This window comes from Nonomuraea sp. NPDC049709 (assembly GCF_040674815.1).
Classification (GTDB): domain Bacteria; phylum Actinomycetota; class Actinomycetes; order Streptosporangiales; family Streptosporangiaceae; genus Nonomuraea.
On the sequence record NZ_JBFANM010000029.1, the window covers coordinates 119,074 to 144,277 of the forward strand.

General features: G+C 72.6%; 18 protein-coding genes. 14 read left to right on the forward strand and 4 right to left on the reverse strand.

Annotated features, from left to right (window positions below):
- Nucleotides 1-10 precede the first annotated feature (10 nt).
- The 7 genes from AB0J69_RS28310 to AB0J69_RS28340 all read left to right on the forward strand — a co-directional run bounded on the left by AB0J69_RS28310 (nt 11) and on the right by AB0J69_RS28340 (nt 8,329).
- Nucleotides 11-1,885 carry a BNR-4 repeat-containing protein gene (locus AB0J69_RS28310; protein ID WP_364123086.1) on the forward strand — a complete coding sequence of 625 codons (1,875 nt, stop codon included), beginning with the start codon at nt 11-13 and terminating at the stop codon, nt 1,883-1,885.
- 64 nt (nt 1,886-1,949) lie between these two features.
- Complete coding sequence (locus AB0J69_RS28315; RefSeq protein WP_364123088.1) at nt 1,950-2,699, forward strand: sulfite exporter TauE/SafE family protein; 750 nt, start codon at nt 1,950-1,952, stop codon at nt 2,697-2,699.
- Between the two features lie 43 nt (nt 2,700-2,742).
- Complete coding sequence (locus tag AB0J69_RS28320) at nt 2,743-4,266, forward strand: ABC transporter substrate-binding protein (RefSeq protein WP_364123089.1); 1,524 nt, start codon at nt 2,743-2,745, stop codon at nt 4,264-4,266.
- Between the two features lie 19 nt (nt 4,267-4,285).
- Entirely contained in the window at nt 4,286-5,230 is a 945-nt protein-coding gene (locus AB0J69_RS28325) for an ABC transporter permease (RefSeq protein WP_364123091.1), read from the forward strand.
- Nucleotides 5,227-6,018, forward strand: coding sequence for an ABC transporter permease subunit (locus AB0J69_RS28330; protein ID WP_364123093.1), 792 nt, complete (start codon nt 5,227-5,229; stop codon nt 6,016-6,018). The genes AB0J69_RS28325 and AB0J69_RS28330 overlap by 4 nt, the downstream gene beginning before the upstream one ends.
- Nucleotides 6,015-7,802: an ATP-binding cassette domain-containing protein gene (locus AB0J69_RS28335; RefSeq protein ID WP_364123094.1), complete on the forward strand. Its 1,788-nt coding sequence runs from the start codon at nt 6,015-6,017 to the stop codon at nt 7,800-7,802. The genes AB0J69_RS28330 and AB0J69_RS28335 overlap by 4 nt, the downstream gene beginning before the upstream one ends.
- The gene (locus AB0J69_RS28340; RefSeq protein ID WP_364123096.1) at nt 7,799-8,329 is read left to right on the forward strand and encodes a GNAT family N-acetyltransferase; all 531 of its coding nucleotides are present in this window, start codon (nt 7,799-7,801) and stop codon (nt 8,327-8,329) included. Before AB0J69_RS28335 ends, AB0J69_RS28340 begins: the two co-directional genes overlap by 4 nt.
- A 34-nt stretch (nt 8,330-8,363) precedes the next feature.
- Here the strand turns inward: AB0J69_RS28340 and AB0J69_RS28345 are convergent, their stop codons facing one another.
- Both AB0J69_RS28345 and AB0J69_RS28350 read right to left on the reverse strand, forming a co-directional pair.
- Nucleotides 8,364-9,053 carry a hypothetical protein gene (locus AB0J69_RS28345; protein WP_364123098.1) on the reverse strand — a complete coding sequence of 230 codons (690 nt, stop codon included), beginning with the start codon at nt 9,051-9,053 and terminating at the stop codon, nt 8,364-8,366.
- A 90-nt stretch (nt 9,054-9,143) separates the two neighbouring features.
- On the reverse strand, nt 9,144-10,166 hold the full coding sequence (locus AB0J69_RS28350; protein WP_364123100.1) for a LacI family DNA-binding transcriptional regulator: 1,023 nt from the start codon (nt 10,164-10,166) through the stop codon (nt 9,144-9,146).
- Between the two features lie 137 nt (nt 10,167-10,303).
- Here AB0J69_RS28350 and AB0J69_RS28355 point away from each other — a divergent pair, with 137 nt between their 5' ends.
- From AB0J69_RS28355 to AB0J69_RS28375, 5 genes are all read left to right on the forward strand, one after another.
- A complete protein-coding gene (locus tag AB0J69_RS28355) occupies nt 10,304-11,674 on the forward strand; it encodes an extracellular solute-binding protein (RefSeq protein WP_364123102.1) in 1,371 nt (456 codons plus the stop codon).
- Nucleotides 11,671-12,588, forward strand: a complete 918-nt coding sequence (locus AB0J69_RS28360) for a sugar ABC transporter permease (protein WP_364123104.1) — start codon at nt 11,671-11,673, stop codon at nt 12,586-12,588. The genes AB0J69_RS28355 and AB0J69_RS28360 overlap by 4 nt, the downstream gene beginning before the upstream one ends.
- A complete protein-coding gene (locus tag AB0J69_RS28365) occupies nt 12,585-13,427 on the forward strand; it encodes a carbohydrate ABC transporter permease (RefSeq protein ID WP_364123106.1) in 843 nt (280 codons plus the stop codon). The genes AB0J69_RS28360 and AB0J69_RS28365 overlap by 4 nt, the downstream gene beginning before the upstream one ends.
- A gap of 25 nt (nt 13,428-13,452) precedes the next feature.
- Nucleotides 13,453-15,480, forward strand: coding sequence for a sugar-binding domain-containing protein (locus AB0J69_RS28370; protein ID WP_364123108.1), 2,028 nt, complete (start codon nt 13,453-13,455; stop codon nt 15,478-15,480).
- 86 nt (nt 15,481-15,566) lie between these two features.
- Nucleotides 15,567-17,207 (forward strand): ricin-type beta-trefoil lectin domain protein, encoded by a 1,641-nt coding sequence (locus tag AB0J69_RS28375; protein ID WP_364123110.1) that lies wholly within the window; start codon nt 15,567-15,569, stop codon nt 17,205-17,207.
- A 249-nt stretch (nt 17,208-17,456) separates the two neighbouring features.
- Here the strand turns inward: AB0J69_RS28375 and AB0J69_RS28380 are convergent, their stop codons facing one another.
- Nucleotides 17,457-18,035: a TetR family transcriptional regulator gene (locus AB0J69_RS28380; protein ID WP_364123112.1), complete on the reverse strand. Its 579-nt coding sequence runs from the start codon at nt 18,033-18,035 to the stop codon at nt 17,457-17,459.
- 173 nt (nt 18,036-18,208) lie between these two features.
- On the opposite strand from AB0J69_RS28380, the gene AB0J69_RS28385 reads away from it, so the two are divergent.
- Nucleotides 18,209-21,100: an AAA family ATPase gene (locus tag AB0J69_RS28385; protein WP_364123113.1), complete on the forward strand. Its 2,892-nt coding sequence runs from the start codon at nt 18,209-18,211 to the stop codon at nt 21,098-21,100.
- 8 nt (nt 21,101-21,108) lie between these two features.
- On the opposite strand, the gene AB0J69_RS28390 is transcribed toward AB0J69_RS28385, so the two are convergent.
- Nucleotides 21,109-24,522 (reverse strand): M28 family peptidase, encoded by a 3,414-nt coding sequence (locus AB0J69_RS28390; protein WP_364123115.1) that lies wholly within the window; start codon nt 24,520-24,522, stop codon nt 21,109-21,111.
- Nucleotides 24,523-24,788: 266 nt separating this feature from the next.
- On the opposite strand from AB0J69_RS28390, the gene AB0J69_RS28395 reads away from it, so the two are divergent.
- Nucleotides 24,789-25,204 (forward strand): winged helix-turn-helix domain-containing protein (locus AB0J69_RS28395; RefSeq protein WP_364123117.1); only part of this gene is annotated, 416 nt, incomplete at its 3' end.

A 25,204-nucleotide genomic window follows, 5' to 3' on the forward strand; every position in this document is an offset into this window, starting at 1 on the left:
GAGAACACCGGTGCTCAGAACCCGCTCGCTCATCACCGCCGCGGCCCTGCTCGCCGCGGCCACTCAGACGCTCGCCCCCGCCACCCCGGCGGCGGCCCAGGCCCACGCCGTCGCCGACCTGGCGGCCGCCCAGGCCCACGCCGTCGCTGACCTGGCGGCCGCCCAGCCGGCTCCGGAACGGCTGCCCTTCACCGTGGACTCCTCCAACCAGGCCGGCTGGTGGCGCCCGCTCGACTCCTTCCGCGGCGTGGACTACTTCGCCTACAACGCGCCGGCGGCCGAGGCCGGCCGGCACGAGGTGCACATCGCCGCCCGCGGCGGGGACGGCGTGTGGCGCGACGGCTGCCTGCCGGCCGCCGGCGGCGGTTGCGTCACCTACGTCGACGACGTCGGCCACAACCAGCCGTCGATCGTGGTGGACGGCGACGGCCGCATCCACGCCTTCGTCTCCATGCACAACAACTCCTGGCGCTATTACCAGAGCACCAGGCCGGGTGACGTGACCTCGATGGCCGAGGCCGCCGCCCAGCTCCCCGACCGCGACCTGCGTTTCACCTATCCGGTGACCGTACGCGGCAAGGACGGCGACGCCTACGTCATGGCCAGGGCCGACCAGGACGCCGAACGCACCCGTGGCGGGCGCCTCTACCGGTTCGACACCGCCGCGGACGCCTGGAGCACGGTGGCCGTGGTCGCCGCCGGTCACGGCTACTCCTTCTACCCGGACGACCTCCAGGTGGACACGGCGGGACGCGTTCACGTGCTGTGGGAGTGGGGCCCGTGGCCGGCCACCACGCACCGGCACCTGGGCTCGTACGCGGTGTTCGACCCGGCCGACGGCTCCTTCGCGGACGTGGCGGGCGACCCGCTCGCCATGCCGCTGGCTCCCCCGTCGGACGCGCCCGTCGTCTACCAGCCCTACGAGGGCGACGAGACGCTCACGTCCACCAGCCGGGCGGTGCAGACGGCCAAGCTCGCCGTGGTGGGCGACCGCCTGGCCGGCATCGCCTACCGCTATCTCACCGCACGCTCCGGCAGCACCTTCTCCGGCTTCGACGTCCGGTACGCGACGTGGACCGGGACGGCCTGGCGCCGCGAGACCGTGGTCGCCAACGGCGACTTCCCCGTCGACAACTCCGCCGCCATCGGCGTCACCCACGCCGGGCCCACCACCCGCGTCTACTTCGTCGCGGAGGCGAGCGGCTGCGGCGGGACCCGCAGCCAGGTCGTGCGGGCCGAGCGGTCCGGAACGGCCCCGTGGACGTTCAGCACGCTCGGCGAAGTGCGACAGGGCCTCCAACGGCTGCGCGCGCAGCGCGCAGCCGACGGCACTGACCTGCTGTACGTCACCGCCCCGCTGACCGGCGCCCTCTGGCGGGCCACGGTGCCGAGGACCGGCGTGCCGGGCGGCGGCGAGCCGTTCGCCGCGATCGCCCGGCGCCTTGCCGGGTCGTCAGGCGGTGGCACGAACGCCGCGCTGAACGCCTCGGTCACCGTCTCGTCCGTGCTGCGCGCCGGCACGGAGGGAGCCAAGGCCGTGGACGGGCTGTGCACCGACGACAGCCGGTGGATCTCCGCCGAGGGCGACACCGCGCCCGTCATCACCGTGGACCTCGGCAAGCACGTGGCGTTCGACGAGGTACGCGTGCACTCCGGCTACACCAGGGCCCCGGTGCCCGGCACCGACGTGCTGCGCGACTTCACGGTCGAGGCCCGGACGGCGACCGGCTGGCAGGCGCTGGGCACGGTCACCGGCAACACCTCCGGGACGGTGACGGTGCCGGGCGCCGTGGCCGACCAGGTCCGCCTGCTGATCACCGATCCGTCGGGCAACGCCCTGGACGTGGCCAGGGTCTACGAGATCGAGGTGATCACCGGGCGGTGATTCCCGTCTCAAATCGCGGTACGTTTCGTCTTAGCTAGTAAGACATGGCCTAGAGTCCGACAGCATGACACCTTGGGAGATGGTCGCCGTGCTCGCGGCAGGCGTCGCGGGCGGGGCCATCAACACCGTCGTCGGCTCGGGATCCCTGATCACCTTTCCCACCCTGCTCGCCGTCGGCCTGCCCCCGATCACGGCCAACGTCTCCAACAACATCGGCCTGGTCCCCGGCGGGCTGACCGGTGTCATGGGTTACCGGAACGAGCTTAAGGGCCAGCGCGAACGGCTGCTCCGCCTGGCCCCCGCCTCCCTGGCGGGGGCGCTGGCGGGCGGCCTGCTGCTGCTCAACCTGCCGGAGCGCACGTTCACGACGGTCGTCACCGTGCTCATCGCGCTGTCCTGCACGCTGGTCATGATCCAGCCCAGGCTCAACCGCCTGCTCGCCGACCGGCCCCGGCACGCGCACGGCGGCCCGTGGTTGTGGCTGGGCACGCTGGCGTCCGGCGCGTACGGCGGATACTTCGGCGCCGGCCAGGGCATCCTGCTCATCGGCCTGATGGGCATCCTCATCGACGAGGACCTGCAGCGGATCAACGCGGCCAAGAACGTGCTGGTCGTGCTGGTCAACGGCGCCGCCGCCATCCTGTACGCCCTCGTCGCCGACGTCGACTGGCTCGCGGTGCTGCTGGTGGCGCTGGGCTCGATGGCCGGCGGGTTCCTCGGCGCCCGGCTGGGCCGCAAGCTGCCCGCCCCGGTGCTGCGCGGGGTGATCGTGTGCATCGGGGTGGTGGCGATCATCAAACTCCTCACCGATTAGGGGGAGTTTGCACCATAAATGAAAATCGTTACCATTGTCGGCCATGCGCCTAGATCGTCGTGCCTTCCTGTCCGCCGCCGCCGTGGCCCTGGCCGGATGCGCCGCCCAGCCCTCCGGCGGCACCGCGTCCTCGCAGCCCAGGAAGGGCGGCCGGCTGCGCGCGGTGTTCGCCGGCGGCGGGGCCCAGGAGAGCCTGGACCCGCACCTGGCGAACCTGTTCCTGGAGGCGTCGAGGTCCAAGGCGATGTTCGACAAGCTCGCCGACTACGGGACCGACGTCTCGATCGTGCCCCGCCTGGCCTCCGGCTGGGAGGCCGACGCGAAGCTCGGCACGTGGCGGGTCACCCTGCGCGAGGCCGCCTTCCACGACGGCAGGCCGGTACGCGCCGCGGACGTCCTCCACAGTTACGCCCGCATCGCCGACGAGAAGCGCACCTTCCGCGCCAAGGCGAACCTGGCCCTCATCGATCTGACGAACAGCCGCGCCGTCGGCGAGCGCACGGTGGAGTTCCGGCTGCGGCGGCCCTACGCCGAGTTCCCCAACGTGCTGGCGGCCTTCGGGGCCTACATCGTGCCGGAGGGCGCCGACGAGTTCAGCCGGCCGGTCGGGTCGGGGCCGTTCGCGTTCGGGTCCTTCCGGCCGGGGCGCTCGCTGCTGCTCAAGCGCAACCCGGACTACTGGGAGGGCGCGGCGTACGTGGACGAGCTCGAATACCTCATCGCCAACGAGGAGTCCGCCCGGGTGAACGCCGTGCTCGGCGGCCAGGCCGAGTACGCCCACGACCTGACCCCGGCCACCGCCCGCACCCACCAGGACGGCGGCCGGATGTCGGTCGTCCGGCTGGCCAACAGCGGCATGCAGGCGTTCGCGATGAAGGTGGACCGGCCGCCCTTCGACGACCCGCGGCTACGCCAGGCCATGTTCCTGCTGGCCGACCGGTCGCAGATGATCGACAGCGTGCTCGCGGGGGCCGGGCAGGTGGGCAACGACCTGTTCGGCAAGGACTACCTCTACTACGCCGCCGGCATCCCGCAGCGCACCCCCGACCTGGACCAGGCCAGATGGCTGATCGACAAGGCCGGGGCGAAGGGGCTGAGGATCCAGCTCGACACCTCGGCGGCGGCCAGCGGCTTCCTGGAGGCGGCCGGCGTCTTCGCCGACCAGGCCCGGCAGGCGGGGCTGGAGGTGAGCGCGAAGGTGGGCAACAAGGACACGTACTGGGCCGACGTACTGAACAAGGGCACCATCTGCTGCTACCGCTCCGGCGCCATGCCCATCGAGACCCACTTCTCGCAGCGGCTGCTCACCAACTCCACCACGAACGCCACCAAATGGGCCCGCCCCGAGTTCGACGCCCTCTACGAGCAGGCGGTCGCCAGCCCCGACGAGGCCAAGCGCCGCGAGATCTACCAGGAGATGCAGCGCACGCTGCATGCCGAGGGCGGCTTCCTCATCTGGGGCTTCGCCGACTGGCTGCTCGGCACCTCCCCCAGGCTGCGCGGCGTCGCGAACGCCCCCGCCAACACGCTCGACTGGGCCCGGTTCGACAAGGTCTGGCTGGGATGAGAACCAGAGCGAGTTTCACGTGAATCTGACCCGCTACGCGCTGCGCCGGCTGCTGCTCGGCGCGGTGCAGGTCGTGGCGGTGGCCACGCTGGTGTTCGTGCTCACGGAGGCGCTGCCCGGCGACGCCGCCGTGGTGCTGGCCGGGGACATCCCGGACGAGGAGCGCATCGCCCAGCTCCGGCACGCCCTGGAACTGGACCGGCCCGCCGTCGGGCGGTGGGCGGACTGGCTGGCCGGGCTGGCGCGCGGCGACCTGGGCGTCTCGCTGGTCTCCGGCCGTCCGGTGGCCGAGGTGCTGGCCGACGGGCTGCCGCCGACGCTCGTCCTGGCCGGGATCACGCTGCTCCTGCTCGTACCGCTCTCGGTGGGGGCCGGGGTGATCGCGGCGGTGCGGCACGGCCGCCTGCTCGACCGGGTGCTCACCACCGTGACCGTCGGGCTGTACTCCATCCCGGAGTTCGCGCTCGGCGTGGTGCTGGTCGCGCTGTTCGCGGTGCGGCTGGGCTGGTTCCCGCCGACGGCGGTCGGCGCGCCGCCAAACCTGCTGGAGCAGCCCGCGCTGCTGGTGCTCCCGCTCGTGGTGCTGCTGGCCCGGCCGGTCTGCTCGATCAGCCGCCTGGTACGCGCGGGCATGATCGACGCGCTGGCCTCCGGCTACGTGGCGCACGCCGGCCGGCTGGGCCTGTCGCCCTGGCGGGTACGCCTGACGCACGCGCTGCCCAACGCCCTGGCCCCCGGCGTGCAGCAGCTCGCCAGGACCACGGACTGGCTGCTGGGCGGCGTGATCGTGGTGGAGTCGGTGTTCGTGATCCCCGGGCTCGGCACGCTGCTGAACGACTCGGTGGCGGCCAGGGACATCCCCGTGATCCAGGCGTTGTGCGTGTTGTTCGCGACGACCACGGTGGCCGTGAACCTGGCCGCCGACCTGGGCGCGTACCGGCTGGTCCCGGCGGGTGCCCGATGAGGGCGCGCCGGGGGGCCGGGGTGCTGCTGCTGGCCGTGCCGCTGGTGCTCGCGCTGGCCGGGCCGTGGCTGGCGGGCACGCCCGAGCCGCGCGGGATCTCCTTCGCCGCCGTGCCCCCGCTCGGCACCGACTTCGTCGGGCGGGACGTGTGGGAGCAGGTGCTGCTCGGCGGGCGTTCCGTGGTGGCGGTGGCGGTGCTGGCGACGTTGCTGGCGTACGCGGCGGGGGTGCCGCTGGGCATGGTGGCGGGTATGTCGGCGGCACTGGCCGGGCGGCGGTGGGTGGACGAGCTGCTGATGCGCCCGCTCGACCTGCTGCTGGCGGTGCCGTCGTTGCTGCTGCTCATCATGCTGGCGGCGCTGTTCTCGCCGGGGCCGGCCGCTCTGGTGGTGATCGTGGCGCTGATCGGGCTGCCCGAGGTCGTACGCATCTCGCGGGCGGCGGCGCTGGAGGCGGCGGGCGGGACGGCGATGGAGGCCCTGCGGTTGCAGGGGGAGACGTGGTGGCGGCGCGCCATCGGCTACACCGGCCGGTCGATGCTCACGACGCTGGTGGCCGACGTCGGCGTGCGCCTGGTCGGGGCGCTCTATCTGGTCGCCTCGGCCAGCTTCCTGGGTGTCGGCATGGCCCCGGACGCGAGTGACTGGGCGGTGATGGTGGATCGCAACCGGACGGGGATGTTCCTGCAGCCGTGGGCGGTGCTGGTGCCCGCGCTGCTGATCGTGGCCCTGTCGGTGGGGCTGAACCTGGCGTTCGACCGGGTAGTGCGGAAGGGCGGCAGGGCATGATCGTGCAGGTCTCCGGGCTGCGCGCGGAGGTGGACGGGCGGGCGCTGGTGGACGGGGTGTCCTTCGAGCTGGCGACCGGCGAGGTGCTCGCGCTGGTCGGGGCCTCGGGCAGCGGCAAGACCACGACGGGGCTGGCGCTGCTCGGCGAGCACGCGCCGGGGGTGCGGCTCTCGGGCGAGGTACGCCGCGCGCCGGGCGCCGTCGCGTACGTGCCGCAGCACCCGTCGAGCGTGCTCAACCCGGCCCGCCGCGTGGGCGGGGTCCTCCGCGAGATCGCCCGCCACCAGAGCGCGGGCGAAGTACCGAGGCTCGACGTGCCGCAGGACCTGGCAGGTGACGTCCGGGCGCGGAGGCGCAGGCCGCCATGGGGCCGGGCCGGGGAGGCCGAGGAGCGGGTGCGGGAGGCGGCGCGGCGGGCGCGGTTGCCGGTCGAGCTGCTCGGACGCTACCCGCACCAGCTCTCCGGCGGCCAGCAGCAGCGGGTCGTGCTGGCCCAGGCGCTGCTGCTCGATCCGGTCCTGATCGTCGCCGACGAGCCGACGACCGGTCAGGACGGGCTCATCCGGGGCGAGGTCATCGAGGAGTTCCGCGGGCTGCGCGCGCAGGGCATCGCCCTGGTGTTGCTCAGCCACGACCTGGCCATGGTGCGCGCGCTGGCGGACCGGGTGGCGGTGATGCACGGGGGCCGCATCGTCGAGTCGGGCCCGGCCGCCGCCGTCCTGGACGCCCCGCGACACGACTACACCCAACGCCTGCTCTCCACCCGCCTCGCCCCACCGTCCCGACCCACGAGTTCCCCGGCCCACCCCGCCTCCGGAGCCCCAGCACCGGCCACAGGGCGAGCCGCCGGTGACAGCGCGGAGACGTCGAGGAGGGAGCACGCCGAAGACGGCAGCACCGGCCAGGCCAACGCCGGCAGCGCCAACCGAACCGGCGGCGGCGACGTCGCGAACGCGGCACCGGCCGAAAGCGGCAGCGCGGGCGCCTCCTGGGCGGCGCAGGCCGAAGGCCACGTCGCGAACGCGGCACCGGTCGAAAGCGGCGGCGCGGAGGGAGCGCTGCGTGAAGGCGGACGTTCGGGTGGCGTGGAGGCGGGGCCGGGCGGGGGTGTGGGGGGTCTGGTGGAGGTGCGGGGGCTGGTGGCTGGGCATCGGCGGATGGCGGTGCTGCGCGGGGTGAGCCTGAGCGTCGCCGCCGGGGAGTGTGTGGCTGTCGTGGGGAGGTCCGGCAGCGGGAAGACCACCCTGGCTCGGTGCGTCGCAGGGTTGCACCGGGCCGCCGCGGGGACGGTGACGCTGGCGGGCCGGCCGCTTCCGCGCCACCTCCCGTCCCGGGCCCGCGACGTGCAGTACGTCTTCCAGGACGCCAGGGCCTCCTTCGACCCGTACCGCAGCGTGTCGGCCCAGGTAGCGCGCACCGCCGTACGGCTGCGCGGCGCGAGCGCCGGTGAGGCGGCGGCCGGGGCGCGGGCCGTGCTGGAGCGGGTGGGCCTCGACGAGCGCACGGCCGGACGGAGGCCGGCGGCCCTGTCGGGCGGCGAGCTCCAGCGGGCCGCGCTCGCCCGCGCACTGCTCGCCGAGCCGAAGGTGCTCATCTGCGACGAGATCACCTCCGGCCTGGACACCCTCGTCCAGGCCGCCATCCTCGACCTGCTCGACGAGCTGCGCCGCGACCTCGGGCTCACCCTGCTGCTCATCAGCCACGACATGGACGTGGTGGCCAGGCTCGCCGATCGGGTCGTGGAGCTCGACGGCGGTCGCGTCAGATCGGAGAACAGCCCATGACGAATCCCTACACCGTCCGGCCCGCCGCCGCCCGCCATCTGGACGGCGCGCGGCGGGTCATGCTGGACACGTTCTACCGGGAGTTCGGCCACGGCTACCGGCCCGAGTGGCACTGGGACGTGGTCGACCTGGCGGGCACGTACCTGCTGCCCGCCCGCCACACGCTGATCGTGGCGCTGCACGGCGACGAGGTGGTCGGCACCACGGCCGTGCGCGCGGGCGGCCCGAAGAGCCCGCCGCATCCGGACCGGCTGGCCAGGCTGTACCCGGACGGCTCCACGGCGCAGCTCTTCCGCGTGTACGTGGACCCGGCTCACCGCAGGCGCGGCCTGGCCGGGGAGATGGTCGCCCGGGCCCGCCGCTTCGTCGCCGCCGACGGCGGCTACCGGGCCCTCTACCTGCACACGGACACCCGGGTGGCGGGGGCGGAGAAGTTCTGGAGGTCGGTGGCCGAGCCGGTGTTCGACGCCCGCGACGGCGATCCCGAGCACTTCCAGACCGTGCACTTCGAGATCGCCCTGTCGTGACCGTTCGGTGCCGGCGCCGGTCTCCCGCCTGCGGTCAACCGGCCAGCCCCAGGAGGAACGCCACGGGGACGAACGCGACCGCCAGCCCCGCGGCCCACCACCGGGGCGCGGGCCCCTGCCTCAGCACGGACAGGCCCAGCGGCACCAGCGCGACGGCGAGCCCGGCCAGGGCCACCAGCGCGATCGGGTCGCTGCTGCCCTTGAGCACGCCCAGCGGCAGCAGGGCGGCCAGCCCGAGGGCCACGCTCCGGGCGAGGCCCAGCGCCCTGGCCCGGTAGGCGCCGACGGCCAGCACGATCCAGCCGCCCATGATGCACACGTTGACCGCCTTGAACACGTGGAAGGCGCCGTACGTCTCCGCCACCGCCCGCTGGGCCGCCGCCAGTCCGAGCACGTCCACGAGCTGGAAGGCCAGATGGCTCACCCCGGCGTGGAACACCCGCCCGAACAGCCCGAGCACGACGAGCGTGAGGCCCCACTGCGCCCATCCGGGACACCTCACCCTGATCAGCCGGGCCAGGGCGGTCACGGCGGGCCACAGCAGCACGACCCCGGCCGCGTACAGGCCGTAGGACCAGGCCATCCGCCCCGGGGCGGCGGCGTGGGCGGCCAGCTGGCCGGGGAAGAAGTCGTCCTCGCCGAGCCGGGTGAGCACCCCGGCGAGCAGCAGCAACGGGCCGAGCACCAGACCGGTGCCCTCGATCCAGCGTCCAGGAATCGTCATACCGGCCATCCAAGCCGCGGTCGCACGCGCGGGCACGGGTGCTGCGGCGAGACCTTGAGGTGGTCCCGGCACTACCGTCATCAGCCCGGTTCAGACCGGGATCTCGCCTGCCGTGCTCTCCCTGACGATCAGCCGGTGGGGCACCACGATCTCGGGGGGTGAGCCGAGCTCGCCGCGGATCGACTCCAGCAGCGTGTCCACCGCCCGGCGGGCGAGCTCCCCCTTGTCCGGGGCGACCGTGGTCAGACTGGGCGTGCTGTACTGGCCCTCCTCGATGTCGTCCACGCCCACCACGGCCACGTCGTCGGGGATGCGGCGGCCGGCCCTGGTCAGTGCCCGGATCGCGCCCAGGGCGAGCAGGTCGTTGTAGCAGAACACCGCGTCCGGCGGCTCGGGGAGGGCGAGCAGCCGTTCCATGGCCTCGGCGCCCAGGCGGCGGTGGAAGTGCGGGGTGGACACGATCAGGGAATCGTCCACCTCCAGGCCGGCGCGGGTGTGCGCCTGCCGGTAGCCGGTGGTGCGGAGCTGGGCGGTCTCGCCGGTCGCGTACGGCTGGTCGCCGATCGCGGCCACCCGGCGGCGGCCCAGGTCCAGCAGGTGCGCGGTGGCGTCGCGGGCGGCGGCCACGTTGTCGATGGCCACATGGGGGAAGCTGCCGTTGAAGATGTGCTCGCCGAGCAGCACGATCGGGATCCGGTTGCCCCGGCCGCGCAGCTCCTCGGCGGAGACCGACAGCGGGCTGAGCAGCAGGCCGTCGAACATGGTGGCCCGCGAGTCCCGCCCGAGCAGCTCGCGCTCCCGGTCCCCGTCGCCGTCGGTCTGGTCGATCATGACCACGTAGCCGTGGGCGCGGGCGGCGGTGATCACCTCGCGGGCCAGCTCGGCGAAGTAGGGCACGTCCAGCTCGGGCACCACGAGGGCGATCATCCCCGTACGCCCCTGTTTGAGGTTGCGGGCGATGAGGTTGGGACGGTAGTCGAGCTCGTCCAGGACGGCCTGCACCCGCGCGCGCAGCTCGTCGGAGACCGGCGCGTAACCGTTGACCACGTTGGACACCGTGCGAATGGACACGTTCGCCCGCTTGGCGACGTCACGCAGGGTTGGACCGGCCATGCGTCTCCTATACCTCCGGCTGCTGGTCTTGGGAAGATCCTAAATCCGCTCTTGCATCGTTGCACACGAGTATGCATTATGTCTGCATCGTTGCAGAGCCCTCACAACACCTTCCCCCGTCCGGCGAGGAGTCGAAGATGTCCACACCCCGCATAGGCCGTCGCGGTTTTCTCCAGGGAGCCCTGGGCATCGGCGCACTCGCCGCCACCGGCTCTCTGGCCGCCGCGTGCGCCGCCCCCGGCGGTACGAGCGCGCAGCCGAGCAAGCTGGCCGCGCCGACCGCCACGACGTCCGCGGCCAAGGGCGAGATCACGATCTGGAACCGATCCGGCGACCTGTTCAAGGTCTTCGACGCGGCGATCGCCAAGTTCCGCCAGGCGTACCCGAACGTCAAGGTGAACCACCAGGCCGTGGACATCGACGCCAAGCTGGCCAACACGCTGATCAGCGGGACCGACGTGCCCGACGGCAGCTTCTGGGACGACGCCAAGATCGGCGGGCAGGCCGAGCACCTCTTCGACCTGACGGACCTGATCGCGCCGTACAAGGGCCAGACCTCGGCGTACAAGCTGTCGGTCAACACGGTGGACGGCAAGATCTACGGCGTGCCGTGGGACCTGGACCCCGGGCTGCTCTGGTACCGCGAGGACGTCCTGGAGAGCGCCGGGGTCGACCCGGCGAGCCTGGCCACGTACGACGACCTGCTCGCCGCCTCCAGGACGATCAAGGAGAAGGACCCCAGGACCAAGCCCATCCACCTGGAGAAGACGCCGTTCCTCAGCCAGCTCTGGCTGGAGATGCTGGCCAACCAGCAGGGCACGAGCCTCACCGACGCCCAGGGCAAGCTGCGGCTGGACTCCGCGGAATACCGGCGGATCTTCACCTGGATCCAGACCGCGGTCAAGGACGGGCTGGTCACCCACGCCCCCTACCTGGAGCAGGCCGACGTCAACACGCTCGACAACGGCCAGCAGGTGTTCGTGCCGTGGGCGATCTGGTGGTCGTTCGCGCCGCAGCAACTCCTCAAGAACACCGAGGGGAAGTGGCGGGCCGCGCCGCTGCCGGCCTGGACGCCGGGCGGCGCGCGCAGCGGCGCGATGGGCGGCAGCAGCTTCATCATCCCGGCCAAGGCCAAGAACCCGGAGCTGGCCTGGCTGCTGTACGAGTTCCTCTGCTTCAAGGAGCCCGGCTACACCGCCGTGTACGGCCCCAACGACGTCTACCCCGGCGGCCTGTCCACCTCGATCCCGAGCTACACGCCCGCCCTCGACCCGGCCAAGCCGCTGTTCCAGCCCATCGAGGCGCTCGGTGGCCAGGACCTGTGGAAGGTCGCCGTCGAGGCCGCCGCCACCATCCCGGCCGCCGCGCCGATCCCGTGGTGGTGGGCCCAGTCGGTGGACTACCTCGGCAACAACATGCAACGCCTGATGGAAGGCAAGATGTCGCCTGACCAAGTGATCTCGGAGTCGGCCGAGAAGATCCAGCGCAACCTGATCGACCGGTCATGACGGCGAGCCTCACGAGCGGCGTCCACGCGCGGTCCCGGCCGCGGCTCTGGCGGTCCACGCGGCTGTCGCCGTACCTGTTCATCGCCCCGTTCTTCGTGGTCTTCGCCGCCTTCGGGATCTACCCGCTGATCTACGCGCTGCAGCTCAGCTTCATGCGCTGGCGGGGCGGGAGCGGGGCTCGCTGGGTGGGCCTCGACAACTACCTCTACCTGCTGACCAGCCCGGACTTCTGGGCCTCGCTCGGCAACAGCGCCGTCATGTGGCTGCTCATCGTGCCGATCCAGGTCGTGGCCGGGCTGGGCGGCGCGGTGCTGCTGGCCAACGCCAAGCTGCGGTTGCGCGGGTTCTTCCGGGTGGCGTTCATCGCGCCGTTCGTGACCCCGCTGGTGGCCATGGCGCAGGTGTGGATCGTGGTGTTCGACCAGGACTACGGACTGGTCAACTACCTGTTCAACCTGGTGGGGCTGCCGGACGTGGGCTGGCTGACCTCCACGGCGTGGTCGAAGCCGACGCTGGCGCTGCTGTTCCTGTGGAAGACCACCGGGTTCGCGATCATCATCCTGCTCGCCGGCCTGCAGGCCGTCCCCGGCGGCGTGTACGAGGCCGCCTCCCTCGACGGCGCCTCCCGCTGGCGCCAGTTCTGGTCGATCACCGTGCCGCTGGTCCGGCGGAGCATGGCGTTCCTGGTGGTCATCCAGACGCTGGCGGTCTTCCAGATGTTCGCCGAGCCGTTCGTGGTCACCGAGGGCGGCCCGTACGGCTCCACCACCACCGCAGGGCTCTACCTGTACGAGCACATCACCGCCTCGGACCTGGGCACCGGCGCCGCGAACTCGTTCCTGCTGGTCCTGCTGGTCTTCGGCCTGTCGCTGGTCTCGGTCAGGCTGCTGCGCCCGAAAGACGAGGTCTCATGAACCAGCCCAGGCCGGGGATCGTGCAGTACGCGCTGCTGGTGCTGCTCGCGATCGCGTTCCTGTACCCGATCTGGTGGGCGGTCAGCTCCTCGCTCAAGCCCGCGGCGGAGATCATCGCCAGCCCGCTGTCGATCGGCGAGCTGACGCTGGACAACTACCAGGCCATGTTCGCCGACGTGCCCATCGGCACCGGGTTCGCCAACACGGCGCTGGTGCTGGTGGTCAAGGGCGCGATGACGATGTTCTTCTGCCCGCTGGCCGGCTACGCGTTCGCCAAGTACGACTTCCCGTTCAAGAACCTGCTGTTCGGCATCGTGCTGCTGACGCTGATGCTGCCGACGCTGGTGCTGATCATCCCCCTGCTGCTCGAGATGAGCGCGCTGGGCTGGGTGAACACCTACCAGGCGCTGATCCTGCCGGGCAGCATCGACGCGTTCAGCATCTTCTGGATGCGGCAGACCATCGCCGTCATCCCGAACGAGCTCATCGACGCCGGGCGGGTGGACGGGGCCGGCGAGTTCGGCATCTTCTACAAGGTGGTGCTGCCGGTCATCCGCCCCGGCCTGGCCGCGCTGGCCGTGCTGACCACCATGAACATCTACAACGACTTCGTCTGGCCGGTCGTCGCCGTCAACGACACCGCGCACCAGACGCTGCAGGTGGTGCTGTCCACGCTGGCGCAGAACGTCACCGGCAACCGGATCGGCGCCGACTTCGCCACCGTGTGGGGCGAGTTGCTGGCCGCCGGGAGCATCGCCATGTTGCCGCTGCTGGTGATCTTCGTTCTGCTGCAGCGCCACTTCATCAACGGCATCCTCGCGGGCAGCGTCAAGGGCTGACCCCGATCACATGAAAGAGAGCACCATGACGCCGCGTGCGGAATATCCCCGGCCCCATTTCGACCGGTCGCACAGCTGGTCGAGCCTGAACGGCGACTGGGACTTCCGGGCCGACACCGAGCAGGACTGGAACCGGACCATCACCGTGCCCTTCGCCTGGGAGACCCCCGCGTCGGGCATCGAGGCCCACTGGCTGCCGGTGGCCTGGTACCGCCGCTCGTTCACCGTGCCCGCGGAGTGGGGCGGGCAGCGGGTCGTGCTCCAGTTCGGAGCCGTGCACCACGAGGCCACGGTCTACGTCAACGACGTCGAGGTGGCCACCCACCGGGGCGGCTACACGCCGTTCGAGGCCGACATCACCGATGCGCTCGTCGAAGGGCGGCAGGAGGTCGTCGTACGGGTCTCCGCGCCGCTGGACAAGCGCGAGATCGCGCACGGCAAGCAGCGCAGCATCCCGCGCGACGACTTCGACGGCGTCTGCTTCACCCCGTCGTCGGGCATCTGGCAGAGCGTCTGGCTGGAGGCCCGGCCCGCGACGTACGTGGCCGCGCTGAAGCTGCGCCCCTCGGAGGGGCTGGACGCCATCGAGGTCGAGGCGCGGGTGGCGGGGCCGTCGGAGGAGGCCCTGCTCCGGCTGAGCCTGCGCGGCACGGGCACCACGATCGAGATCCCGGTCGTGGGCGGCCTGGCGGAGGCCGAGATCCCGGTGGCCGAACCGCGCCTGTGGTCGCCCGAGGACCCGCACCTCTACCACGTCGACGCCACGCTGACCTCGGCCGACGGCACCGACGAGGTCGCGGCCTACACCGGCCTGCGGCGGATCGAGGTGATCGGCGAGGACCTGTACCTCAACGGCGACCGCCTGTTCGTCCGCGGGGTGCTCGATCAGGGGTACTGGCCGCGTACCGGGATCACCGCGCCCGACGACGCCGCGCTGGTCCACGACATCGAGCTGGCCGCGGCGGCGGGCTACAACCTGGTGCGCAAGCACCTCAAGCTGGAGGACCCGCGCTTCGTCCACCACGCCGACCGGCTCGGCATGCTCGTGTGGGCCGAGCCCGCGGCGACCGGCCGCTTCTCCGCCGACTCGGTGGCGGCGTTCGAGGAGCAGGTCGCGCCCATGGTCGAGCGGGACGGCAACTCGCCCGCGATCGTCATCTGGGGCCTGTACAACGAGGAGTGGGGCCTGGACTGGGACATCCCCGGCGACCCGGCCAAGCAGCAGGCGACGGCGCAGGCGTACGACCTGCTCAAGAGCCTCGACGCGAGCCGGCCCGCGGTCGACAACTCCGGCTGGACCCACGTCAAGACCGACCTGCTCGACTGGCACTACTACGACGAGTCCGCCGCCTCCTGGGGCCGGACGGTCGCCGCGCTGCTCGACGGCGGCCAGGACGACTTCCCCGTCAAGCTCGGCCCCGACTTCGTGGTGCGCAAGAAGCTGGCCGGCACGCCGGACCAGCCGCTGCGCGGCCTGCCCAACCTCAACAGCGAGTACGGCACCGGCTTCACCTCCGTCGAGCGGGGCTGGCAGCTGCGCTGGCAGACCCAGGAGCTGCGCCGCCACGACCGCGTGGCCGGTTACGTCTACACCGAGCTGTACGACATCGAGCACGAGTCGGCCGGCCTGCTCGACTTCGAGCGCCGGGCCAAGGACCTGGCCGGGGTGGACCCGGCCGAGGTGAACGCCACGACCACGCTCGTGCTCGACGTCGTCCCCGTCGCGCCCGGCCGGGACCTGCTCAGCGAGTCGCGCGAGGTGAGCGTGCCCGTCCGCGTCTCGCACCACGGCACCGAGCCGGTCAACGGCCACCTGCACACCGCCTGGACCCCGGTCTTCGGCGCCACCCCCGACGAGCCCGGCTCCGCGGGGCCGTGGATCGAGGCCAAGCCGTTCCTGCTCAGCGGGGCCGCCGAGGTGCACGCCTCGTTGCCGGAGGGCTGGACCAGCGGGCGGCTGCACATCGCGCTGATCGGCGACGGGACTGTCCTGGCCCGCTCGGCCGTGGACGTGGACACCTTCACCGGCTTCGTCATCGGAGACAACCGCTGATCGAAGACCACCGCTGATCGAACGCAACCGCTGATCGGAGACATCCGGCAATCGGCGACATCCGCCAAATGAGAACAGGAGCAGCAGTGCGATTCACACCCCCCGCGCGGCTACTGACCGCGTTAGCCCTGATCGCCACGTGCCTCGGCGCCCTGGCCGGTCCCGCCTCGGCGGCCCCGGCCGGCCAGGTGCTCTACTCGCCGAACCTGACCACGTTCCCCCAGGGTGACGCCAGCTATCCCAGGGCAGTCAGGCTCGACCACGACGGCTCGCCGAACGAGACGATGCTGGCCACGTTCGCCCGGCGCAACCACAACGCGCCCGCCTCGTTCCCGATCCACCGCAGCACCGACGGCGGCCGCACCTGGTCGGCGAACCCGATCTCGACCATCACCAGCCACACCCCGGGCTGGGGCCTCGGGGCCCCGGTCCTGTACGAGGTGCCGCGCACCGCGAACGGCCTCAACCAGGGCGACCTGCTGGCTGCGGGCACGGCCTGGGTCGACGGCGACTACACGGCGCAGAAGGTCGAGGTGTTCAAGAGCACCGACCACGGCGTGACGTGGACGTACCTGTCGAACTGCACGCAGACCAGCGGCCTGCCCGACACGATCGGGCACGGCATCTGGGAGCCGTGGTTCCTGCTCGCGCCGAACAACACCCTGGCCTGCTTCATCTCCGACGAGCGACCGGCGAACACCGCCACGAACAACCAGGTCATCGGCCACTACACCTCCACGAACGGCGGGCAGTCGTGGAGCGCCACGATGACCCAGGACGTGGCCTTCCCGAACGACAACCTGGCCAGGCCCGGCATGTCGATCGTGACGGCGCTGCCGAACGGCACGTTCCTGATGGCGTACGAGATGTGCCGGGACGCCATCGACGCCGACCACGCCTGCGAGGTCTACGTCAAGACCAGCGCGAACGGCCTGAGCTGGGGAACCGGCGCGGGCACGCTCGTGCGCACCTCCGACGCGCGGGAGCTGCTGCACACCCCGTACGTCGCCTGGCTGCCCGGCGGCGGCCCCAACGGCACGCTGCTGCTGTCGGGCCAGCGCGTGGTGGCGGGCCCGGCCGGCAACAAGACCGTGCTCGGCGAATCCGGCCAGGTGCTGTTCGCCAACACCAATCTCGGCGCCGGCGCGTGGACCGAGATCGAGGCCCCGGTGAACGTCTCCCCCACCGGCGGCTACAACCCCGGAGAGCCGTCCTGCCCCGGCTACAGCTCGCCCATCGTGCCCCTGGCCAACGGCACGGACTTCCTCTACCTGGCCGCCACCCACCTCACCGGCAACCAGTGCCAGGTCAGGTACGGCCTCGGCACGCTCCCCGGCACGGCAGGCCAGATCACCGGCCCGGCCGGCGCCGGCAAGTGCCTCGACGTGGACACCAACACGAACACCAACGGCAATGCCGCCCAGCTCTGGGACTGCGGCACCGCGACCGGCCAGCGCTGGTCGCGGCACCCCGACGGCACCCTGCGCGCCTTCGGCAAGTGCCTGGACATCGACGCCAACGGCACCGCCAACTTCACCAAGGTCCAGCTCTGGCAGTGCAACACCAACGGCGGCCAGAAGTGGGTGCCCCAGGCCAACGGCTCCCTGCTGAACCCGCAGTCGGGCCGCTGCCTGGACGCCCCCGGCGGCGCCACCGCCAACGGCACCAAGCTGCAGATCTACGACTGCAACGGGCTCGACCCGCAGAAGTGGAACCTGCCGGCCTGAAGCCGCCGAACCGAGCGCCCGTCCCGTGCCTGACGGGACGGGCGCTCGCACACTGCCCACCTCCGCCACGCGCGTCGCCACTGCGGGCGCGGGGGTTGCCGTCCTCCGGGAGAGAGGGGGTGTGGGCCGGCGGGCGGACGCAGCGGCGGCTCCCGGCGGCGGGCCGACGGGAGCCGGGCGGGATGGGCCGGGCGGCGTGGGCCGGGCGGCGTGGGCCGGGTGAAGGGGCGGGCCGGGTGAAGGGGCGGGTCAGGTGAAGGGGCGGGCGATCTGGTCGAGGGTTTCGCTCATGACCTCGCGCAACGTGCGCGCCTCCTGCTCCTCCGTCCACACATGGGTGGCCAGCCGCAACGCCACCAGGAAGGCCGCGGCGAGCACCCGGGGCGGCACCGGGGTGGGGCGGTCGGCGATGACCTCCGTCAGGTCACGCTCCAGCGCCGCGTGGTTCGCCAGTTGCCGGGCCAGCAGCGCCGGGTGCCGCCTGGCCAGGCGGGCGCGCAGCGCCCACTCGCGCTCCGGCTCCCCCAGCTGCTGGTGCAGCTGGTCGATCGAGGCCCGCAGCGCCTGCCAGGCCGGCATCTCGGACGGCTGGGCGCTCACCTGGTCGACGAGGGTCCGGATGCGCTGCTCCTCGCCGTAGAGCAGCGCGTCCTCCTTGCCGGAGAAGTAGTTGGAGAACGTCCGCCGCGAGATGTTCGCCGCGTCGGCGATCGCCTCCACCGTGACGGCGTCGAGGCCGTGCTCGACCACGAGCCGCAGCGCCGCCTCGTGGACGGCCTGACGTGTCTCGGCCTTCTTGCGCTCGCGCAGCCCCAGCGTGCTGTCCATGATGCGGTCAGCCTACCGGCGGAAGGTGCGAGGGCTCCGGCTGCGGACAAGGCCTGACTCTCCGCGGCGGCGCCTCCCGCGCAGGACCCCGCAGCAGGCTTGACCGCGGCTGACCGGGAGAGGATAACGGTATTCCGACAGGGGGAGTAGACCGCACTGTTACGGAGACCCCGATGGCAAGCCTGGCTTCTCCTGCGCTGGTCGGGCGCGACGCCCAGTTGCGATTACTCGTCAGCACCATCACCAGCCCGCCCGCCGTCACCCAGGTGCAGGGCGAGGCCGGGATCGGCAAGACCAGCCTCGTCAGGGCGGCGATCGGGCCGCTCACCGGCGGCGGGCGAACGGTGCCGCTCGGCCACTGCCACCAGATCCGCGAGCCCTTCCCGTACGGACCCGTCCTCGACGCCCTGCGTCACGTCGCCGCGGCGCTGCCGGACCGCGACCGGCTCAGCCCGGTCACCGGAGCGCTGCGCGGCTACCTGCCCGAGCTGGCGGGACGCCTGCCGCCGGCCCCGTCCCCGCCCCCGATGGACGACCCCCGGGCCGAGCGGCACCACCTGTTCCGCGCGGTCCACGCGCTGCTGGCCGCGGCCGGGCCGGTCGTGCTGGTGGTCGAGGACCTGCACTGGGCCGACGACGGCACCCGTGACCTGCTGCGCTTCCTCACCGACCAGCCGCCGGACGGGCTGGCGCTGGTGGTGACGTTCCGCAGGGAGGAGCTGCCGGTGCCGGGGCTGCCGTTCGGGCACGCCTACCGGCGGGCGCCGGGCGTGCGCAGCGAGGTGATCTCGCTGACGCCGCTCGACGTCGACGGCGTGCGCAGCCTGGCCGGGGCGCTGCTCGGCCAGGCGGAGCCGACCGCGGCCTTCGCCGCCAGGCTGCACGAGCGCACCGCCGGGGTGCCGTTCGTGATCGAGGAGGTGGTGCGCTCGTTGCTCGATGACGAGGGCCGCTTACCCGAGCCGGCGGCGCTCGACCGCATGGCCGTGCCGGTGCTGCTGCGCGAGGCCATGGCCGAGCGGCTCACCGGGCTGTCGCCGGCCGCGCTGGGCGCCGTGCGCGCCGCCGCCGTGCTGGGCCTGCCGGCCGAGGAGCCGCTGATCAACGCCGTCTCCGGCCACGACCCCGCGGAGTCCGGGCTGAGCCGCGCGCTGCAGGCCGGCGTGCTGCTGGAGCACCAGGACGGCCAGTACGGCTTCCGCCACGACCTCGCCCGGCAGGCCGTCTACGACGCCATCCCCGGCCCCGACCGCCGCCTCATCCACCGCCGGGCCATGGCCGCTCTGGCCGCGCTCGACCCGCCGCCCCTGGTCCAGCTCGCCCACCACGCCCGCCGCGCCGGCGACTTCGCGGCCTGGCAGCGGCACGGCGGCGCCGCGGCCGAGCACGCCGCCGCCCTGGGCGACATCCCGCTCGCCGTCGAGCTGCTCGAAGGGCTGCTCGCCGACCCGAAACTCCCCCGCGAGGCCCGGGGCCCGCTGGCGCTGCGGCTCAGCCGGGTCGCCGCGGTCGGCCTGTCGCACCGCCGCGTCGTCCGCATCCTGCGCCACCTGCTCTCCGACGACTTCCTGTCCAGGAAGGTACGCGGCCAGGCCCGGCTCAACCTGGGCGTGCTGCTGTCCAACCAGGCCGGCGCGATCACCGCGGGCCGGCAGGAGATCCTGGCCGCGCTCCCCGACCTGGCCGACAGCCCCTGCCTGGCCGCCCGCGGCCTGGCACTGCTGGCCATGCCCGCGTGGGGCGGCGAGCCGCTGGCCGTGCACGAGGAGTGGATGGCGCAGGCCGAGAAGCTGCTGGTGGCGGGCCAGGATCCGGAGCTGGCCGCCGCCGTGCTGGCCAACCGGGTGAGCCTGATCATGATGATCGGCTCACCGGACGCGTTCGACCTGGCGGAGACGCTGCCGGTCAACGACCCGTCCACGGCCGTGCGCAGGCAGGTGGCCCGCGGCTACTCCAACCTGTACGACGCCGCGCTCGCCCTCGGGCACTACGCCGCCGCCGGCCGCTTCGCCGACCAGAGCAGGCGCGTCGCCGAGGAGACCGGGGCGCTCTACCCGGTGTTCCTGGTGGAGATGTCGTCGATCCGGCTCGACCTGCTCACCGGCCGCTGGGACGGCCTGCGCGAGCGGGCGGTGGCCGCGGTCGAGATGACGTACGAGGCGCCGCTGCTGGCGGTGGAGGCCCGGCTCGCGCTCGGCGTGCTGGCCCTGGCCAGGGGCGAGTGGGACGAGGCCGGCGAGCACCTGGAGGTGGCCGGCGTGCGGGACCTCGACTCGGGGTTCCTGCCGGTCGCCGTGGCGGGCTCAAGCGGGCTGGTCGAGCTGCACCTGACCAGGGGCGCGCTGGAGCCGGCGGTGCGCGCGGCCGACCTGGCGGTGACCCGGCTGCGGCGCAAGGGCGTGTGGGTGTGGGGCGACCAGCTCGTGCCGGCCGCCGTCGCCGCGCTGCTCAGGGCGCGGCGGCCGGCGGAGGCGGCGGGGCTGGTGGCCGAGTTCGCGGCGGGCATCGAGGGCCGGACCGCGCCGTCGGCGCACGCCGGGCTCGACCTCGCCAGGGGCGTGCTGGCCTGGGACGCGGGCGCGTTCGAGGAGGCGGCGCGGTGCTACGCCGGGGCGCGGGTTGCGTACCTGGCGATGCCGCGACCGTACTCGGCGGCGCGGGCGGCGGAGTCCGAGGCGGGCGCCCGGTTCGCGCTCGGGGACCGGGAGCGGGCCACCGAGCTGATCGCCGACGCGGGCGAGCGGTACGCGGCGCTCGGCGCCACCCACGACGCGGCCCGCTGCCGGCGGCTGCTGCGCGAGATCGGCCCCGACCGGGGCCGGACCGCCACGCCGCGCCGGGGCAGAAAGGCCGGCAACGGCGTCCTGTCGCCCCGGGAGAGCGAGGTGGCCAGGCTGGTCGCGCTCGGGCGGACGAACAGGGAGATCGCCGAGGTGCTGTTCCTGTCGCAGCGGACGGTGGACACGCACGTGGCGCGGGTGCTGCAGAAGCTCGGCGTGCGCACGCGGGCGGACGTGAGAGAGCCCCGGCCGGACGACCGGCCGGGGCCCGCCACCCCCGAGTGATCGGGCGGCTAGACCGTGATGCTCCACGAGTCGAGGAAGCCGGTGTCACCGGCGTAGACGTCCTCGATGTCGAGCACCCAGGTGCCGGCCGCCTGCTGGGTCACCGGGACGGAGAACGTCCTGGTGCCGTACGCGGTGCAGGTCGTGCCGCCGTAGCGGTCCACCGCGTACCAGGTGCCGTTGGGGCCGCGCAGCCAGATGTCGAGGTCCTCCGCGCACGTGTGGCTGATCGTGATGGACAGCCGGACCGGGGAGGTCGCGGCGCCCGTCGCGGTGGAGGCGACCGAGCTCTGGGTGTTGCTGAAGTCGGCGATCGGATAGTTCGTGCCGTTCGTGAACGTCCGGCCGCCGGAGGTGCCCTGCACGGTCAGCGCGTACGTCGTCGTACGCGTGACCGTCTCGCCCGTGCCGGTCACCGTGACGGTGTAGTTCCCGGCCGGTGTGGTGGGCGCGGTCGAGACCGTCAGCGTGGCCGACCCGCCGGAGGCCACCGAGGCCGGGTCGAACGTGGCCGAGGCACCCGTCGGGAGCCCGCTCGCCGCCAGGTTCACGGTCTGGGCGGTGCCCGCCGTGGTGCCGGTGCCGATCGTGGACGTCGCCGCCGAACCCGCCTGCACGGTGCCGGAGGCCGGGTTCGCCGAGATCGAGAAGTCGCGCGCCGGCGGCGGGGTGTCGCCGACCGCCTGCTTCCAGACCGCGTACATCGCCGCGTCCGCCGCCCGGTCCAGGACCGTGTCGTTGATGTTGGCGGAGGTGTCGCAGGCCGCGTGGTAGCAGGAGTCGTACGCGCGCCCGGCCGTGCCGCCCCACTTGGCCGCCTGCGCCGACGTCTTCGTGGCGCTGGCGCCCGCCGCGACGCCCGAGCTGGCGATGCCGGCGTTGCGGAAGGAGGCGTCGTCCGAGCGGTTGGCGCCCTCGACGTTCTCCTCGGGCTGGAGGTTCAGCCGGTCGTAGAACTCCTTGAGGTAGGCGGCCCCGGCGGTGGTGATGTTGTTGATGAAGTAGCCGCCGTTGGTGGAGCCGGTCATGTCGTAGTTGTAGTAGACCTTGATCCGCGACCGCTCGGTGGCGCTGAGCGAGGCGACGTAGAACTCCGAGCCGTTGAGCCCCTGCTCCTCGTCGGTCCACCAGCCGAACCTGACGTGCTTGGCCAGTGCCGGGTTCTTCTGCGCCAGGGTCAGCGCGACCTCCAGCAGGTTGGCCGAGCCCGAGGCGTTGTCGTTGATGCCGGGTCCGGCCGAGACGCTGTCGAGGTGCGCGCCGGACATGATGACCTGGTTCGCGTCGCCGCCCGGCCAGTCGGCGATCAGGTTCGGGCCCGCGCCGCCGGTGCAGTAGGTCGTGCCGCAGCTCTGCCGTGCCACGGTGTAGCCGGCCGCGCGCAGCTTCTCCTCGATGTAGGAGACGGACTGGAGATAGCCGCTGCCCGTGGACCTGCGGTTCCCGCCGTTGCCGGTCGCGATCGACTGGAACTGTGTCAGGTGCGCCTTGACGTTGCTCAGGCTGATGTCCGGCGGGTCGCCGCCGCCCGGTCCCTGCCCGACGGTGAGCGCGTACGTGGCGGTGTGCGTGGTCGTGCCCGCGCCGGTGACGATGATCTGGTACGACCCCTGCGCCGTGGCCGAGCCCACCGACAGCGTCAGCCTCGAGGAGTTGCCCGAGGTCACCGGCGACGGGCTGAAGCTCGCCGTGGTGCCGCCCGGCAGCCCGGCCGCGGCCAGGTTCACCGTCTGCGCGCTGCCCGAGGTCGTCTGCGTCCCGACCGTGACCGTGAGCTGCTGTCCCGGCGCCGCGCTGCCGGACGACGGGTTGAGCGAGAGCGAGAAGTCGTTGCCCGGCGTGCCGCATGCGGGCTCGCCCGACGCCGCCGCCACGCTCACCGCGCTCCAGGCGGCCTTGGTGGTGTTGCACTCGACGCTGCTCGCACCGTACAGCTCGATGACGGCCGCGACGGAGGCCGCGCGGACGTTCGAGTAGCGCCAGGTGGACGTCTTGCGGCCGAGCGCGCCCATGAAGATCTTGCCGGCCTTCTGGATGCCGATGCCGGTGACCGAGGAGGGGCCGCCGGAGCAGATCGGGCTGGACGGCTTGCCGCCGCCGGGGTTGTTGCCCTCGGCCAGCAGGTAGAACCAGTGGTTCAGCGGACCGGCCGCCGCGTGCACCTCGGTGCTCGGGATCGAGGAGGAATAGCAGTTCGGGTCGCCGAGCGCGCCCGGGTTGTACATGTTCCGGATCGGCCCCTGCCCGACGAGGTTGACCTCCTCGCCGACCAGGTAGTCCGGCGGGTCGTTGGGGTTGCCGGCGTAGTGCTCGGTGAGCGCGCCGAAGATGTCGCCGGTGCCCTCGTTGATGCCGCCGTTCTCGTTGCCCGAGCCGGCGCCGCCCGGGGTGGTCTGGAAGATCGCGTGCCCGTACTCGTGGGCCACGACGTCGATGGGGGTGGCCTGCTGGGTGTTGGCCTGGTTGTGGCCGAAGTTGGTGTAGCTGCCGTTCCAGTAGGCGTTGACCTCGTTCAGCCCGACCCGGGCGGGGAAGCCGCGGCCGCTGCCGTTGATGCCGTTGCGGCCGAGCCACTCGCGCAGCATCTCCCATTCGCGCTGCACGCCGTAGAGCGCGTCGACGCAGGCGGTCTCCAGGTTGGCGCCGGAGCCGTTGCCCCACGTGTCGTCCGTGCCGGTGTAGGCGGTGCCTCCCTGGCCGCCGCACTGGATGCCGGGCCTGCTGGTGTCGGTCATCGAGTACGAGCTGCCGGAGCCGCTCGTGCCGATCGTCACCTGGCCGTTGTAGAAGCCGGTGCCGGTGCCGGCGCGTACCAGGTCGTACGAGTCGGCGACCTTGCCGGTGCGCGCGTCCACGAACACGTGCTGGATGCTCGGCTTGCCCCCGGCGATGCCGCTGACCACGGCCTCCCAGGTCAGCCGGGGCCGCTCGCCCCAGGCCAGCACCACCAGGCGCGGCTCGGCAGTGTCGTCCACCCGCTCCAGCCTGGTCCTGGCGACCTCGGTGGCCCGCCCGGCGCTGATCGTGGCCCTGGTCGGCACGTCGCGCGGGCTCGGCCCGGTCGCCGCGACCGTGTCCCTGACGTGCCCCGCCGCGTCCGTGACCACGACGGCGTCACCGCCGACCATGGGCAGGCCCTTGTACGTACGCTCGTACGCCACGTAGAACATGTCGCTCGCGCCGGGGGTGGCCGAGACCCGGCTGTACGCCTCGTCCGGACCCCTGGTGAGCTCGTCCAACTGGCTGGAGACGGCCTTGTCCGCCACCGCGGCCGCGAGCGACTCGGGGTCGGCCGCCGCGAGCCTGGTCTCCTGGGACTTGGCGGCCCCTGGAGGGGCGGCGTTCGCGGATGCCGCGGGTAACGCCATCGTCGCGGCCGTGGCGATGCACACGACCGCCGCGAGCAGGGCTTTGCGTTTCACGCTGGGGTGCTCCTTTCGGCGGTTCCCCCGGGCCGCCGGGCGCTTGTGAGCGCACGACGGCCGCCGCGTCGTCCGGGATCGCCTGGACTCGCGGAGATGTCAGGGAAACTGGGGGGTGATGGAGGGTGATGGGAAAGCGAGCGGACCGTTTCGCCTTGTTGCCGCCAGACGCTAGGCCCTCGCCCCCCGCGGGAAAATACGTATGTGCATCGGTAGGCATACCGATAATTCCGTTTCGCCTGGTCAGTTGAGGGACAATCGGGGGCGTGCAGTTCGGTGTCCTGGGCCCGCTCGTGGTGCGGCCGGCCGGCGGCGACCCGATCGCCGTGGGCGGCCCCCGGCCGCGTGCGCTGCTGGCGATGCTGCTGCTCGACGCGGGGCGGCTGGTCAGCGTCGAACGACTCATCGACGGCCAGTACGGCGACCGGCCCCCGGCGGAGGCGGCCAACGCCATACAGGCGCAGATCTCCCGGCTCAGGCGGAACCTGCCGCCTGACCTGATCGAGTTCCACGGGACCGGGTACCGGCTGGCGGTCGATCGGGAGTCCGTGGACGCGTACCGGTTCGAGCGGCTGTCCCGGGACGGGCGCGGGCTGCTGGCGGCCGGCCGGCCCGCGCACACATTCTTCCACGCCGCCCCCTGGTCCACCGGCGCGCAGGGCAGCTCCAACGTCAGCCACGG

Bases quoted from the DNA above. Each gene is read 5' to 3' on its own strand.
- AB0J69_RS28320 (WP_364123089.1), top strand. From the start codon at position 2,743: ATGCGCCTAGATCGTCGTGCCTTCCTGTCCGCCGCCGCCGTGGCCCTG.
- AB0J69_RS28365 (WP_364123106.1), top strand. From the start codon at position 12,585: ATGAACCAGCCCAGGCCGGGGATCGTGCAGTACGCGCTGCTGGTGCTG.
- AB0J69_RS28355 (WP_364123102.1), top strand. From the start codon at position 10,304: ATGTCCACACCCCGCATAGGCCGTCGCGGTTTTCTCCAGGGAGCCCTG.
- AB0J69_RS28370 (WP_364123108.1), top strand. From the start codon at position 13,453: ATGACGCCGCGTGCGGAATATCCCCGGCCCCATTTCGACCGGTCGCAC.
- AB0J69_RS28315 (WP_364123088.1), top strand. From the start codon at position 1,950: ATGACACCTTGGGAGATGGTCGCCGTGCTCGCGGCAGGCGTCGCGGGC.
- AB0J69_RS28350 (WP_364123100.1), bottom strand. From the start codon at position 10,166: ATGGCCGGTCCAACCCTGCGTGACGTCGCCAAGCGGGCGAACGTGTCC.
- AB0J69_RS28380 (WP_364123112.1), bottom strand. From the start codon at position 18,035: ATGGACAGCACGCTGGGGCTGCGCGAGCGCAAGAAGGCCGAGACACGT.
- AB0J69_RS28345 (WP_364123098.1), bottom strand. From the start codon at position 9,053: ATGACGATTCCTGGACGCTGGATCGAGGGCACCGGTCTGGTGCTCGGC.
- AB0J69_RS28385 (WP_364123113.1), top strand. From the start codon at position 18,209: ATGGCAAGCCTGGCTTCTCCTGCGCTGGTCGGGCGCGACGCCCAGTTG.
- AB0J69_RS28340 (WP_364123096.1), top strand. From the start codon at position 7,799: ATGACGAATCCCTACACCGTCCGGCCCGCCGCCGCCCGCCATCTGGAC.
- AB0J69_RS28330 (WP_364123093.1), top strand. From the start codon at position 5,227: ATGAGGGCGCGCCGGGGGGCCGGGGTGCTGCTGCTGGCCGTGCCGCTG.
- AB0J69_RS28335 (WP_364123094.1), top strand. From the start codon at position 6,015: ATGATCGTGCAGGTCTCCGGGCTGCGCGCGGAGGTGGACGGGCGGGCG.
- AB0J69_RS28360 (WP_364123104.1), top strand. From the start codon at position 11,671: ATGACGGCGAGCCTCACGAGCGGCGTCCACGCGCGGTCCCGGCCGCGG.